We start from the raw sequence: 14,261 nt of genomic DNA, 5'->3' as shown, positions 1-14,261 counted from the left end.
TGGAACATGATTTACACTGCTCGCGTCCTCGATGCCACGCGGCCTAAGCGGACGAACAGTTCCATCCAAGCTTTAAAGACTCTAGGATGCGCCTCATGCAGGGATCGCGTTATGCCTTTGGACCATTCGTGCTTGATCCGGCCGCGGGAACGCTTCTTCGGAACGATGATCCCGTTGCCGTTGGCCACCGCGGGGTAATGCTGCTTGCCGCACTTGTCGGGCGGCCCGGCGAAATCCTTGGCAAGGCTGAGTTGATGGATGCGGCGTGGCCGGGCAGGGCGGTCGAGGAAGGCAACCTCACCGTTCAGATCGCGCAGCTGCGCAAGTTGCTCGGTCCGACCGGTGACGGCGGCGAATGGATCTCCACGGTGCCGCGCGTCGGCTACCGCTTCATAGGCGCCATCAATCAACTTGGCGGCGTGAAGCGAAAACCTTTGCCGCTGCCTGACAAACCATCGATCGCGGTGCTGCCCTTCGTGAATATCAGCAACGATCCCGAACAGGAATCCTTCACGGATGGGCTGACCGAAGACCTGATCACCGACCTGTCCAGGATACCGGGCCTGTTCGTCATCGCCCGCAACTCGGCCTTCGCCTATAAGGGAAAGGCGAGGGACGTAGGCGAGATCGCCGAGGAGCTCGGCGTGCGCTACCTGCTGGAGGGAAGCGCAAGACGCGTAGCAGGGCACGTGCGCGTCAATGCTAAGCTGGTCGATGCGGCAAGTGGCGATCATCTATGGGCGGAACGCTTCGATCGCAGCCTCGAAGATATCTTTGCCGTTCAGGACGAGGTGACTGGCAAGATCGTCGAAGCGCTGCTCGGGCGGCTGCGCGCACCGCCATCGCGCAATCGGCCCACAAGTCTCGAGGCTTACGATCTCTGCGTGCGGGCGCGCAGGCTTATGGATGATACGCCGCAGGCGGCGCGGGAAGCGCATCTGATGCTGACGCGCGCGATTTCCCTCGATCCCAACTATGCCGAGGCCTATCGCTGGCTTGCCATGAACCACTGGATGGGAGAGGTGCATTCCAGCGGACCAACGCACCCCACCCGTAGCCTTGCATTGGAGCTGGCGCGCAAAGCGGTAATGATCGATCCCAATGATGCCGGCTGCCGCTGGATCCTGGCATACTTGCTTGCCTATGAGCGCAGCTTTGCCGAGGCGGATGCGGAATTCGCGAAGGCCATCGAGCTTGACCCGAACGAGGCCGACACCTTTGCGGCACTATCCGACATTGCGGTCTTGGCCGGGCGGGTCGGAGAGGGCCTTGAGCATATCGCCAAGGCCTTCCGGCTGAACCCATTTCCGGCAAGCTGGTATTATCTGGCGCTCGGCCAGGCGCAATATGCCGCCGGCCAGTACGAAGCCGCCGTCGAGACGCTGCGCAGGGACGAGACCTATCGGACAAGCTCACGCCGTTTCCTGGCGGCAAGTCTTGCCCAACTGGGCCGGCTCGACGAGGCTCGCGCCGAGGCCGAACTGTTCCTCGTCGCCAACCCGCATTTTTCAACCCGCCACTGGGCGGCGACGGAACCCTTCCGCGACGCTCGGACGCTTGAGCATTTCGTTGACGGCTACCGCAAGGCGGGGCTTCCGGGGTGACGCCGGCGTGCCTCGAAGACGGCTCCGATCTAGACGGTGCCGGGCCGCGCAGTTGATTGGCTCGCGGAAGACAAAAAGTCCTCTTCGGCGGTGGGCAGTTTTCCGTTCGGGGTCAGGTCGTCGACAGCCTTGGGAAGATCGCGCTTCAGTCGCCCAAGAATCTCTTGATGCGAAAGGCCGGTATTGGCAGCGATCTCGTTGAGAACGTCCGGACCTAGTGCTTCCGCGAGCTGGCCGTCATCGATGTCGGCATTCGGACCGGGCTGTATCCACGACTCCACCTTGTCACCCTGACCATTCTGCTGAAACGTCTTCAGCAGGTCGCCGAGACCACCGCTGACGATACCGCCTGATGTCAGCCCACCGAGAAGGCCGCCGAGACCACCCGAGCCGCCCAGTCCGCCAAGAAGGCCCCCAAGTCCGCCGGGCTGCTGGTTTCCTGCGCCCGCCTGCTGAGGGTTCTGGATGCCCCGCAGGAGCTCCCCGATCTTGTCTCTGTTTTGGTAGCCGGCAACGGCAAGGACGGCGAGAAGCGCCTTCAATTGACCGCTCATCATGATGAATCCTCCTATGGTGCTCCTGCAGCGCGGCGCGCCGCAAGGACGCAATGTCCTGAGTGCTCAAAGGTTCCGCGCCGGTTTGGAAACAAGGCCGCGCCGTCCGCATTGGTATGAGGCCTCGAAGGCCCGGCCGTCCACCTCGTTGCTCACGCAACGGTCAGATTTCCGGGCAACCTCGCCTGTTTGCAAAGGTCATTCGTTCCGGTCCACGGCGCGTCATCCCTTGCACAACGATAGTGCGGGAAGACATGCGTACGATCTGTGCCCTGCGAAACCCTTCGCTGCGTGCGATGTCGAGAGCGTCGTCAGGATCGCAGCCCCGTGGTCCGCGCCGGCCATATCGGTCATATCGATCAGGGTCGCGATCACGTTCGTAAACGCCGAGGCCACCGGGGCCGACACGCAACTCCAAATCTTGCGCCGCCGCGATCGTCGGCGAGATCGTCAACCCGGTTAAGGCCGCCGAGCCGATGAGTATGAACTGAAGTGATTTCCGCATGAGTACCTCCCATGGCCATGCCATCGCAAGGACAACATCGACATGCGAGTTTTGTTCCTCAAGATAAGTGGAATGGGCGCGGGCACGCCGCGCCGTCCCAGATCATTCGCTTCAAACAGCCATATTCGACGCTGCCGACATCACTTCCCGAGGGGCGGGACCGCCGAACATATGGCGACCATCCTCCTCCACTTCCGTGAAACACCAGCGCACGATTCCATCCCGATCGAGCAGGAATTCGCCGACAAGTTGGCCGTGGCCGGTGGCGATCATCTGCTTGTCGTCCTCGGTGAATTCATAGCCGTCCGCCTTGTCGAGGTAGTCCACCGCCGCCATCAGGTCCATGGGCGCTGGAAGCTCGTCCGGCATGTCGATGCGCATCGACGTCACCGCACTCATGCTGATTTTGTGCGGCCAGTCATTCTCGTCTTCGGTAAACTCAAGGTTCGGCAGGCCGAAGGCCTTGTGCGATACCCGTTCCGGATCCGAGGCCGCCAGCAGATTGGGAAGCGGATGGTAGCGGAAATAGAGGCGAGCGCGGTCGATCGGCGTGTTGACAACGGTCAGGCTGTCGATGCCTTTCTCCTGCAAGGCATCGGTGAGTTCGGCCATGGCGGCAATCTGCCGGCGACAGAACGGGCAATGCAGTCCGCGGAACAAGCCGACGAGCACCGGTTTCTGGCCGCGAAAATCGTCGATGGCGACCTTGCCCTGGCGGGTGATTGCGTCCAGCACCACGTTCGGCGCGCGATCTCCCGGCTTTAGCGGTCTTCCGGCGTGGTTCTCATGCATGTTTCGTTCCTCCCTTTATATTGTTGAATCGATTTGCCTAATCGATCTCCGGCGATCACTGAAACGAGGGCAAGTCAGTCGAGAAACGGCAGGACGACGAGCGTGCCAGGATCGAGGTTGTGGCGGATGCACACATCCTGTGCCAGGGTGAAATACCGTTCCGCCTCGTCCATGTCGTCATGCTCAAGGCTGAGTGTCGCTAAGCCATCATAGCACGGGAAGAGCAGTTGCGGTTCATCAATTTCCTTCGCAACCTCAAGGGCTTCCTCGTAATACTTACGAGCTAGCTTCGGCTGCCCGTGGCACTGATGAATTTGGCCCAGCACGATCAGCGGTACGGAGAGATGGTCGCGCTGATCGAGTGCCCGGTCGATTTCGACGGCCTTTTCCGCAGCCGGTACACCCTCGGCAGCGCAGCGATCGGTGAAGGTGCAGCAGGCAACTGCGAGGTTGGCGAGAAGCCGCGCCTGGAAGCCGAGATCGCCGATACGGGTCGCAAGCTCCAGTCCGCGCCGGCAGATCTTGATGGCGTTGGCCGGATCGACAATCGTGTAGAGAACGCCGAGATTGGAATAGGCGCGACAGGCAGCACTTTGCAGATCGGCCTTTTCGGCGACCGAGAGGCTGCGCTCCACTTCCTGCACGGCCTCGCGGCGACGTCCGAGCCGCGCAAAGGCCGCACCCTTGGTGTTCAGCGCCTCCGCCATCGCTCGTGCCGTCTCCCGTCCGGCCTCGGTTGTCCCGTCGATTGGCAGCGTTTGCAGGGATTGCAGTGCCAGCGTCGCCCACTCGGCGGCAGCGGCCTGATCCCCCATGCGGAAGGCCAGATGGCCGCGCTCCTGCAGGACATGTGCACGTTCGACCGGCGCATCGATTGTTGCGATTATTGCTTCGGCTTCGGCCAAATGTGTCTCCGCTTGATCGCGGCGTCCTGCATCGAGATGCAAACGGCCGACCTTGCGCAATATCCGCGCTGCGGCGATAGGGTTGTTGTTGCGGTGGATCGCAAGCGCTCGCTGATAGTGGTTCAAGGCAGCGTCGCGGAGACCGGCGGGACCGCAGAGATCGGCAAGACGCTCCAGCAGCGCGAGTTGCTCTGGTGTAACCTCCACCTCGTTTGCGAGGGCGGCAAGGGCCTGACGATAGAGGCGCATCGCATCGTCATTGGCGTAGGTTTTGCGCGCCAGATCGCCCGCCGCCATCAGATAGCTGGCCCCCTTGGCCCTTTCTGTGGTCAGGCTGAAGTGATGGCCGAGCTGCGCCAGGTGCTCGGGCCGGTCGGGTGCTGCGCCATATTGACGTTCCAGAACCTGGCCGATCCGTCGATGAAGTTCCATGCGCCGTTGCAGCAGGAGATTGTGATAGATGACGTCGTGCATCAGCGTCTGGCTGAAGCGATAGCCCGGCGATTGCCCCGCATCGGGCCCGCGCAATTCTTCGATGATATTGGCATCGCAGAGATGATCCAATGCAGCATCGATGGCGGCCGGCTCTGTGGCGACGGTGCGGAGCAGGGCGGTATCGAACTTCGGGCCGACCACTGCCGCCTCTTGCGCCAGCCGTCTGATCTCCTGTGGCAGACGATCGACGCGGGCAAGCAACAGGGCTTGCAGGTTCACCGGGATATCGACATCCGTGTCTTCCGCTGCGACATGCCAGCGCTGGCCGTCATTGTGCAACGTGCCCATGTCGATCAACGCCCGAAGGATTTCTTCGATGAAAAGCGGATTGCCGCCGGCGCGGTCGAGGATGCGCTTGCGCATCGTGGCCGGCAACTTGCCATGATCCACGCCAAAAAACGCAGCAAGCAGCTTCTGCCCGTCGGCCACAAAGAGTGGGGCAAGACGCTGCACGGTGACGCTGACACGATTGGAGTCCAGAGGGTCGGTCTGCGATGTCGGCCGGTAGACCGCAAGTAGCATCAACCGGCTGCGCTCCAGCCGGTCCATCATGAAGCGAAGCACTTCCAGAGAGGTGGCGTCCGCCCAGTGCAGATCCTCGATGACAAGCAGCAGGGGACCTTGCGCCAGCCGCCGCTCGAAGACCGTGCGGACGGCATAGAAGATCTGCCGCCGCAACTGCTCCGGCTCGATGTACCGCAACGCGCCATCGGGATCGCCGAGGCCGAGGACATGTAGAAACAGCGGCAAAAGTCCCTCGACCTCATCCTGGGTCAGATCGAGCGCGCGGAACCCCGTTGCCAGCAATTGCCGCGCCCTGTCGAGATCATCCCGCTCGCCGATGCCGTAGGCGCTGCGCACGACCGCGCCGAGCGTGCCATAGGATTGTTCGCCGAGCGGAGAGCAGGTCGCTTTGCGGATGGCGAGGCCCTGGAAACGGGCAGCACTGCCGGCAATCGCGACGAATTCGTTGACCAGCCGCGACTTGCCGATGCCCGCTTCGCCGATCAGCCGGACAAGCTGCGCCGCGCCGCCGCAGGCAAGGTCGAGGCATGTCAGCAACCGCGACATTTCCGTATCCCGTCCGATCATCGGTGCCTGAAGGCCGAGACTCTCGAGCCCGCGCGCCGTATGCGGCGCTTCCGACAGCCCGGTCAGCCGATGGACAAGGACGTTTCCGCTTTTGCCGCGCAACGCCTGCGCGCCGAGACTCTCGAAGGCAAAGGCGTGGCGGGTGAGGCGATAGGTCAGCGGCCCGACGAGGATATCGTTTTCGCCGGCCATGGACTGCAGGCGTTGGGCGGTATTCACCGTGTCGCCGGTCACGGAATAGGATTTTGTACTGACCGCACCGAAGCCACCGGTGACGACAGGGCCGCTATTGATGCCGATATGCAGACGCAGCGGCACACCGGCGCGTGCATGCCAGCGCTCGCCGACCTGCGTCGCTCGACCGATCATGTCAAGTGCGGCACCGAGCGCCCGGACGGGATCATCCTCATGAGCGACCGGCGCGCCGAACAGCGCCAGCAACGCATCGCCGACGAACTTGTCGACGAAGCCGCCATAGGCTTCGACTGCCTGGGTCATCTCTTCGAACAATTCGTTCTGCAGCACCCGCATGACTTCAGGGTCGATCTGCTCGCTCAGCGTCGTGAAGCCGCAGAGATCGGCAAAGAGCACGGTCACCGGCCGCCGGTCGGCGTCACCCTCCGATTTAGACAGGACCGCCTCGATCTTCGGCTTCGATGCGGACTGCGCTGTGCCTGGTATCGACGCACCACATCGGGGGCAGAAGGCAAAATCGGGCTGACAAGGATGGCCGCAGGCAGCACAGGAGAGTGGTTGCTTTGCGCCGCATCGCGGACAGAAAGCAAAACCGCTCTGAATATCGAACCCGCAGCCGCTGCACTCCATCGGACGCATCTCACGAAACCCCGATGTACGGCTATTTCAGCCGCAACCAGCAGGCCTCAGACAGGGGACAAGCATGAACCTGCTGCCCCAGGCCCGCAAGCACTAAACGAGCGGCGGATCTGGGGACAGCTTCGGCAGCTCGAGAACGGCGATCTTGGCGTCATGAGCGTTCACGAACGAATGGACTTACCGTGCGGCGGCTGCTGGATCGCACGGCTTGCTTTTGGGGTGTCGATCATCCGCCGTCACTGCGGATGGGCGTCGGCGAGCCTTGCAACCCGGCAGTCAAAGAGCACCGGCCGGTCCACGTTGATCATCTCCTCAATCCTGGCATCGAGTTCGCGAGGGCTCTCGCAACGAAGGCCGATGGCACCATAGGCTTCGGCGAGCTTGGTGAAATCGGGCAGCGAGGCCGAATAAGCGCGCGATCGACCATTGCCATCCGGCACTTGACCCCATTGTCGCGCCATGCCCGGATGCTCGTCGCTCAAGATGAAGATCTTGATCGGCGCTTGATGCTGTATCGCCGTCGACAGCTCTTTCATCGTCGTTTGCACCGACGCGTCGCCCGCAATGTCGATGACAAGGCGGCCGGGATTTGCGAGCTGCGCCCCCAGGGCGGCAGGAAGACCGAAGCCCATAGTCCCCAATCCCCCTGAGGTAATCCAGCGATTGGGTTTGTCGAACCCGAAGAACTGCGCCACCCACATCTGCTGACCGATCTCCGTGGCGATGATGGGGTCGTGTGGCTTTGTCAGCGCATGCAGACGCTCAAGGGCGTGTTGCGGCATGATTGTATGGTCCAGCCGCTCGTAGGAAAACGAATGGCGGGGTCGCCAATGGTCGATCTGTGTCCACCACGCCCGCAGCCGCTTCTGGTCGGGGACAGAGGAAAGTGACCGCCAGGCATGGAGCATATCCGCCAGCACGTGCGCGGCGTCGCCTTGAATGCCGATATCGACGGGAACGCGTTTGTTGATCGACGAGGCATCGATATCGATGTGGATTTTCTTCGAGTGAGGCGAAAACTCATGGATGCGCGAGGTCGCAAGGTCGTCAAAGCGCGCGCCGATGGCGATCAACAGGTCGCAATCGCCGATTGCCATATTGGCTTCATGCGAGCCGCCCTGTCCGGCGACGCGCAGCCAGTTCGGCCCGGTGGCGGGATAGGCTCCAAGCCCCAAGATGGTGGACGTTATGGGAAAGCCGGTGAGGTCGACGAGCTCACGCAACAATCGTGACGCCTCCGGCCCCGAGTTGATGACGCCGCCGCCGGCATAGATGATAGGTCGTCGCGCTTCGGCCATCAATGCGACAGCCGCCCGGATCGCGTTCTGATCGCCTTGCATTGCGGGCTGGTAGCTGGGCAGGGGAGATACCTTGTCAGGTGAGACGTAGGTCCCGCTGGCGAAGAGCACGTCCTTCGGCATGTCGACGAGAACAGGGCCGGGTCGACCGGCCGCCGCGATCCGGAAAGCCAGATGGATCGTTTTGGCCAGATCGTCGATGTGTTGGACCAGGAAATTGTGCTTTGTGCAGGGACGGGTGATGCCGACCGTATCGCATTCCTGAAAGGCGTCCGTGCCGATCAGGCTTGTCGGCACCTGACCGGAGAGGCAGACGATCGGAATGGAATCCATAAGCGCATCCTGCAGCGCCGTAACCGAATTTGTGACCCCTGGTCCCGATGTCACCAGCATGACGCCGACCTTTCCCGTCGAGCGGGCATAGCCTTCGGCTGCGTGTCCGGCGCCTTGCTCATGGCGCACCAGGAAATGTTTAATATCCTCCTGTTGGAAGATTTCGTCATAGATCGGCAGCACCGCTGCGCCGGGGTAACCGAAAATGTGTTCGACACCGTTGTCGCGCAGCGCTTGCATAACGATCTCGCCACCGTTCATGAGACGATCAGAAGGGGTATTGAGGGAAGAGTTGGCTTTCTCGCCGGTCATATCTGGGTTCCGTCGTGAGTGAGGTGATAGGTGCGACGGGGCATAAAAAAAGGCCCCGTCAGGGACCTGTTTTCGGCGCATGGGTGGCTATTGCCGGACGATCAGACCGTCCTGCCCATGCGCGATATCACCACTACGAGAACCATTGCGATTTTCATGGGCGATAGAGCTAGCTCCAAATCTACACGTCGTCAACGTCGTCTCTGCGCAGAGTGTGTCTGTGGTTGAGAATGTTTGAGATCAGTGGTTCGGTCAGTGACAAAGCAAGGGCAGGGGGCAACCCGTTCGCAACCTATCGACCAAAGGCAAACTCTCCCGTTCTATCGTCCGCGAAGCGACTTCGACCACTTCCTCCAATGCGCGCCGGTCAGGGGTTCCGTGCCAGCCGGCGGCGTTCGGTCCCGGCGCGAACCCAAATCCTATGGCGAGGTATATGCGCCATCGAGGATTTGCCGCGCCTCGGCCCGCGGCGCGGCTACGGAGTGACGATTAACCAGCGAGCATTCGAGCTTCGCAATCGGATAGCGCTTGCCGGGCGTACTTTCCGGGTTGAGATGTTCGATCGCCCATTGCCCCATGGCAAGATGTGGAAGGACCGAAGTCGTCAGCGGGGGTACGAGATGTCGTGAAATTTCTTCGTCGTCATAACCCACCACCGACATGTCCTGGGGAATGCGAAGCCCTGCATCCTTGAGCGCTTCGTAGCACCCGATGGCGGTGCGGTCGTTCTGGCAGAAGATCGCAGTGGGCGGCTCTTTCAAAGCAAGCAGTTTCATCGTGGAGGCATAGCCGGCACTGGCCGACCAGTCGCCTTCAATGACCAATTCCGGATCGAAGGGTATATCGGCGGTCGCCAGCGCGCGGCGATATCCCGTCAGCCGGTCCTGCGCAGCCTGCATCCAGATTTCGCCGGTGATCGTCGCGATACGATGGTGTCCATGCATGATCAGATGTCGCGTGGAGCTCTGCCCTCCCGCGATCTCGCTCGGCACCACGGCGGGAAAAGCATGGTCCGCCGTATAACAGTTCAGCAGGACCGTCGGGATGTTAAGCTTGCGGACATAGGAAGGAAGCTCCACCTGGCGGGTATAGATTGTCATATATATGAGCGCCGATATGCCTCCGCTCGTCAACGCCTCGATTGCTTTCGGCTCCATGACGGGATCACTGAGCGTCTGGGTTACCAAAAGGACATTGCCGGCGTTCCAGGAGGCTTGCCGCGCGCCTTCGATCGCAACGATCGCTTCCGGGCTGGTGGCGAGCTGATCCACGGCGAAACCGATGACGTTGTCCAGTCCCGAATAGGAGGCCTTCGTCGTGTAGGTCTTCTCCATGTAGCCGAGCGCGCGCGCCGCCTCCCATACGCGGTCGCGCGTCTGCTGTGAGATACGGGTGCCGGGCGTGTCGTTGAGGACGAAGGAGACGGCCGCCTGCGAGCAGCCAGCCGCCGCGGCGATGTCCATCATCGTCACGCGCGCAGGCTTATTTTGGGTCTTGGGTTTTCGCATTCGTGGAAACTGTCTCTCTCGGGATAATAGGGTCGGGTGGATTGATCGTCGTTTCGGCTAATTAATATTAGCATCTATCTGAAAGCGCTGGCAATTGCATGAATTGTTGCAACACTATCAGTTATTGGCCATTGCCAGTACAAAATAGCCATCCTGGCCACTGCGTGATGAAATGTTTTGATCTGCATTGATAATACTATTTACTAATTAAATTTCTTGTATACCGTCAGGGAGCGATCGGAACCTATGCCACTCGTCGCTTGGCGACGGCCCTAGGAGGGGGCGCGCATCCGGCCGGCCGTAAATCGGAAACGGGCCCGTGCAACTGCGGCCCCTCGGGAGGTGTATTATGAAACAGCTGAAACGCAATGCAGCCTTGTTCTTCGCCGGGTTGATGCTGAGCGCGGCGCCGATTGCCGTATCGCATGCTGCCGACAAACCGACACTTGCATTCGTCGTCAACGGCGCATCCGACTTCTGGAAAGCCGCAGAAGCGGGCGTGAAGAAGGCGCAGGGCGAGATGCCTGACTACCAGATGGAGCTGAAGTACCCTGAGCAGGCATCTGTCGCCGTTCAGCAACGACTTATGGAAGACTTGGTCAGTGCCGGCGTCAAGGGGGTCATGGTCTCCGCGGTCGATCCCAAGACCCAGACGGATGGCTTGAACAAGATCGGCTCGCAGACTGCTCTCTTCACGACCGATAGTGACGCGCCGCAGACCAACCGCGTTGCCTATATCGGCTCGTCCAATATCGACGCCGGCTTGCAAGCGGCCGAAATCGCCAAGAAGGCGATGCCGGACGGCGGCAAGTGCATCGGCTTCGTCGGCCTGCTCGGCGCCGACAATGCCAAAGAACGCATCCAGGGCATGAAGGACGGCTTGAAGGGCACGAAGATCGAGCTGACAGATGTACGCGGCGACGATATCGACCAGACGCGCGCAAAGAAGAACGTCGAGGACGCGCTGGTGGCCAGCCCCGACGTCACCTGCATGGTCGGCTTCTACTCCTACAATACGCCGCGCATCTATGAGGCGCTGCGCGACGCCGGCAAACTCGGCCAGATCACCGTCGTCGGCTTCGATGACGATCCGATCACGCTCGGCGGCGTCAAGGAAGGCACGATCGCAGCGACCGTCGTGCAGCAGCCGTTCGAGTGGGCCTATCAGGGCATGAAGCTGATGGCGGCCTACCTCAAGGGCGACAAATCAGGCGTTCCCAGCAACGGCTTGATCATCATCCCGACGGTGATCATCGGCAAGGATGACGTCGACAAGTATGCCGCTAGCCTGAAGGCCATGTCTGGAAAATAATCCTCCTTCGCGGCGGTGGCACTTGCCGCTGCCGCGAAAGACGTCTCATGCCGACACAGCCATTGGCAGCCATGGACAGGCGATGAACCACAGCTCCGACATCCCGTCACCGGACGCGCTTGCAACGCCATTCCTGTCGCTTTCCGGCGTTGGCAAGACCTATCCGGGCGTCGTTGCGCTTGAGGGCCTGTCGATCGACATCATGCCAGGAGAGGTCATCGGCCTCGTCGGCGAGAACGGGGCTGGAAAATCGACGCTGATGAAGATTCTCGGCGGCGTGATCGCCCCCGACCGAGGCACGATCCTGCTCGACGGCACGGAGCTTCGTTTCCTCACTGTAGAATCGAGCATCGCATCCGGCATTGCCTTCGTGCACCAAGAACTCAATCTCTTTGAGAATCTCGACGTTGCCGCCAATATCTTCCTGGGCCGCGAACCGCTGAAGGCGGGACCTTTCAAGCTCGTCGATCGCGATCGACTGCGAGACATGGTGAAGCCGCTCTTGAAGCGGGTAGGGGCTCATTTTTCCGCCGATACACCCGTGGCATCGCTTTCCCTTGCCGAGCAGCAGATGGTGGAAATCGCCAAGGCGCTGTCCATCAACGCCAGGCTCGTCATCTTCGACGAACCCACGTCCAGCCTGCCGCTGGCCGAGACCGAGCGGCTCCTGAGCATTATCAAATCGCTGAAAGCGGATGGCATCAGCGTAATTTTCATCTCGCATCGCCTCCACGAGGTTGAGCGCGTCGCAGACCGCGTCGTAGTCCTGCGCGACGGCACGCTCGTCGGCACGCTCGCCAAGAAAGACATCGGCCACGACCAGATGGTCAAGCTGATGATCGGCCGGGTGCTTGCGGCCCGGACCGCAAAACCGCAGCGCTCGCCCGGCTCGGTGGCGCTGAAGGCAAGCGGCGTGCGCACCGAGGCCTATCCCGGGCGTCCCGTTGATCTGGAAATCCAGTATGGAGAAATCATGGGGCTTGCAGGGCTCGTTGGGTCGGGCCGCACCGAGCTTGCAAAAGTACTCTTCGGCATCGACCGGAGCTACGGCGGAGCCATTCTTCAGGACGGGCGGCAAATTGCGATCGGGTCTGCCCGGGACGCCGTCGCTCGGGGCATTTTCCTGGTGCCGGAGGATCGCAAGCGCAACGGCATTCTTCTTGATTTCCCGATCGCCCAGAACATAACCCTTGCCGATCTCCCCAAGCTCTCCAGCCGTTTCATGCTCTCCGCTGAGCAGGAGAAGGCGGCGGCCGAAAAACAGCGCGTTCGCCTCGGTATCAAGGCGCCCTCCGTTTCGACGCGAACCGGCACTCTATCCGGTGGCAACCAGCAGAAGGTAGTGCTTGCCAAATGGTTGTCGATGAGCCCGAGGGTGATGATCTTCGACGAGCCGACGCGCGGCATCGATATCGGCGCGAAGAACGAGATCTACGGCCTGATGCGAGCGCTTGCCGATGCCGGAGTGGCGATCCTGATGATCTCCAGCGACATGGAAGAGGTGATCGGCGTTTCTGACCGCATCGCCGTCATGCACGAGGGCCAGATCGCCGGCATATTGGAAGAGGACGAAATCAGCCAGGAAAGCGTCCTTTTGCTTGCTGTCGGCAAACGGGTAAAATAGCGGCTGCGGCCAATATAAATAAGTATCGGGGATGGATCTCGAATGATCAAAAAAGATCTCGGACTGCTGCTTTTGATCGTCGTCGTCGGCATCGTCGTCGCCATCATCAATCCGCGCTTCCTGCTACCGATCAACCTGGCCAACACCGCCAACCTGATCGGCCTGTTCGGCATCCTGTCGATTGGCCAAGCCTTTGTCATCATTACCGGCGGTATCGAGCTTTCCGTGGGCTCGCTCGTCGCGCTTCTCGGCGTGCTGTTCGTCGATTTCATCGCGGTCCAGGATATGTCCTGGATGCTGGCGCTGCCGCTCATTCTCGTGCTTGGCGCGGTCATAGGCGCCGTCCACGGCTGGCTGATCACCCGGCTCAACCTGCAGCCCTTCGTCGTCACCCTCTGCGGCCTCCTGATTTATCGTGGGGCAGCGCGCTTCTATACGGCCGACGGAACGGCGGGCTTTGCTTTCGGCCAGAATTTCCCAGACCTCGAATTCCTCACCGCTGGGCGGTTTTACGGCGTTCCCAACACTTTCATCGCACTCGTCATCATTGCCGTGGTCATGTGGGTCATGCTGCATCGCTCTGTCTTCGGGCGTTATCTTTACGCAATCGGCAAGAACGAGGAGGCGGCCCGCTATTCTGGTATCCGTACCGGCCGCATGGTCATGTCGGCCTATGTCATCTGCGGGCTGCTAACGGCGCTTTCGGCAATTTATTTCGCCATGTACACACGCTCGATCTCGCCGGCGAGCCATGGCCAGTTCTACGAACTCTACGCGATTGCCGCTGCCGTACTAGGCGGCTTTTCGCTCCGCGGCGGCGAGGGATCGATCGTCGGCGTCGTGCTGGGGACGGTCCTGCTCCAAGAGTTGCAGAATCTCGTGAATCTACTTGGTATCCCTTCGTCGTTGAATTTCGCTGTCATGGGTGGCGTGATCCTCATCGGCGTTCTGATCGACCAACAATGGCACGCGATCCGCGCAAAGCGCCGCCTTGTCTCTGCCGCCCGGCAGACCGATACCCGTCATTCCAACGAAGGCAGTTTGCCAGTGGTTGCCAATCAGGACTAGGTCAGTGGATGGGAGCGGCCACGCG

At 61.0% G+C, this 14,261-nt stretch carries 10 protein-coding genes; 4 read left to right on the top strand and 6 right to left on the bottom strand.

The window, feature by feature from the left end; translation table 11 throughout:
• Nucleotides 1-95: 95 nt before the first annotated feature.
• A complete protein-coding gene (locus BS629_RS30420; protein WP_018242035.1) occupies nt 96-1,604 on the top strand; it encodes a winged helix-turn-helix domain-containing tetratricopeptide repeat protein in 1,509 nt (502 codons plus the stop codon).
• A gap of 29 nt (nt 1,605-1,633) precedes the next feature.
• Here BS629_RS30420 and BS629_RS30415 read toward each other — a convergent pair whose 3' ends face one another.
• The 6 genes from BS629_RS30415 to BS629_RS30390 all read right to left on the bottom strand — a co-directional run bounded on the left by BS629_RS30415 (nt 1,634) and on the right by BS629_RS30390 (nt 10,232).
• Nucleotides 1,634-2,161 carry a YidB family protein gene (locus tag BS629_RS30415; protein WP_018445331.1) on the bottom strand — a complete coding sequence of 176 codons (528 nt, stop codon included), beginning with the start codon at nt 2,159-2,161 and terminating at the stop codon, nt 1,634-1,636.
• Between the two features lie 160 nt (nt 2,162-2,321).
• Entirely contained in the window at nt 2,322-2,663 is a 342-nt protein-coding gene (locus BS629_RS40110; RefSeq protein ID WP_018242037.1) for a hypothetical protein, read from the bottom strand.
• 111 nt (nt 2,664-2,774) lie between these two features.
• Nucleotides 2,775-3,455 (bottom strand): peroxiredoxin-like family protein, encoded by a 681-nt coding sequence (locus BS629_RS30405; protein ID WP_018242038.1) that lies wholly within the window; start codon nt 3,453-3,455, stop codon nt 2,775-2,777.
• Nucleotides 3,456-3,529: 74 nt separating this feature from the next.
• Complete coding sequence (locus tag BS629_RS30400) at nt 3,530-6,772, bottom strand: adenylate/guanylate cyclase domain-containing protein (protein WP_026188390.1); 3,243 nt, start codon at nt 6,770-6,772, stop codon at nt 3,530-3,532.
• Between the two features lie 245 nt (nt 6,773-7,017).
• Nucleotides 7,018-8,724 (bottom strand): biosynthetic-type acetolactate synthase large subunit, encoded by a 1,707-nt coding sequence (gene ilvB, locus BS629_RS30395; protein ID WP_018242040.1) that lies wholly within the window; start codon nt 8,722-8,724, stop codon nt 7,018-7,020.
• 419 nt (nt 8,725-9,143) lie between these two features.
• On the bottom strand, nt 9,144-10,232 hold the full coding sequence (locus tag BS629_RS30390; protein ID WP_018242041.1) for a LacI family DNA-binding transcriptional regulator: 1,089 nt from the start codon (nt 10,230-10,232) through the stop codon (nt 9,144-9,146).
• Between the two features lie 349 nt (nt 10,233-10,581).
• Between BS629_RS30390 and BS629_RS30385 the strand changes: the two genes are divergently transcribed.
• From BS629_RS30385 to BS629_RS30375, 3 genes are all read left to right on the top strand, one after another.
• Nucleotides 10,582-11,544 (top strand): sugar-binding protein, encoded by a 963-nt coding sequence (locus BS629_RS30385; RefSeq protein WP_018242042.1) that lies wholly within the window; start codon nt 10,582-10,584, stop codon nt 11,542-11,544.
• Between the two features lie 82 nt (nt 11,545-11,626).
• Nucleotides 11,627-13,168, top strand: coding sequence for a sugar ABC transporter ATP-binding protein (locus BS629_RS30380; RefSeq protein ID WP_026188391.1), 1,542 nt, complete (start codon nt 11,627-11,629; stop codon nt 13,166-13,168).
• Between the two features lie 42 nt (nt 13,169-13,210).
• Complete coding sequence (locus tag BS629_RS30375; protein WP_018242044.1) at nt 13,211-14,236, top strand: ABC transporter permease; 1,026 nt, start codon at nt 13,211-13,213, stop codon at nt 14,234-14,236.
• The last annotated feature ends 25 nt before the right edge of the window (nt 14,237-14,261 follow it).

Origin of the sequence: Rhizobium leguminosarum bv. viciae USDA 2370, from assembly GCF_002008365.1 — a bacterium.
Classification (GTDB): domain Bacteria; phylum Pseudomonadota; class Alphaproteobacteria; order Rhizobiales; family Rhizobiaceae; genus Rhizobium; species Rhizobium leguminosarum.
This window is presented reverse-complemented; position numbering and strand designations above follow the sequence as displayed.

What these genes read in the sequence shown, in the direction of transcription:
- BS629_RS30385 (WP_018242042.1), top strand. Translation starts at nt 10,582, where the DNA reads ATGAAACAGCTGAAACGCAATGCAGCCTTGTTCTTCGCCGGGTTGATG.
- BS629_RS40110 (WP_018242037.1), bottom strand. Translation starts at nt 2,663, where the DNA reads ATGCGGAAATCACTTCAGTTCATACTCATCGGCTCGGCGGCCTTAACC.
- ilvB (WP_018242040.1), bottom strand. Translation starts at nt 8,724, where the DNA reads ATGACCGGCGAGAAAGCCAACTCTTCCCTCAATACCCCTTCTGATCGT.
- BS629_RS30420 (WP_018242035.1), top strand. Translation starts at nt 96, where the DNA reads ATGCAGGGATCGCGTTATGCCTTTGGACCATTCGTGCTTGATCCGGCC.
- BS629_RS30405 (WP_018242038.1), bottom strand. Translation starts at nt 3,455, where the DNA reads ATGCATGAGAACCACGCCGGAAGACCGCTAAAGCCGGGAGATCGCGCG.
- BS629_RS30375 (WP_018242044.1), top strand. Translation starts at nt 13,211, where the DNA reads ATGATCAAAAAAGATCTCGGACTGCTGCTTTTGATCGTCGTCGTCGGC.
- BS629_RS30415 (WP_018445331.1), bottom strand. Translation starts at nt 2,161, where the DNA reads ATGATGAGCGGTCAATTGAAGGCGCTTCTCGCCGTCCTTGCCGTTGCC.
- BS629_RS30400 (WP_026188390.1), bottom strand. Translation starts at nt 6,772, where the DNA reads ATGGAGTGCAGCGGCTGCGGGTTCGATATTCAGAGCGGTTTTGCTTTC.
- BS629_RS30380 (WP_026188391.1), top strand. Translation starts at nt 11,627, where the DNA reads ATGAACCACAGCTCCGACATCCCGTCACCGGACGCGCTTGCAACGCCA.
- BS629_RS30390 (WP_018242041.1), bottom strand. Translation starts at nt 10,232, where the DNA reads ATGCGAAAACCCAAGACCCAAAATAAGCCTGCGCGCGTGACGATGATG.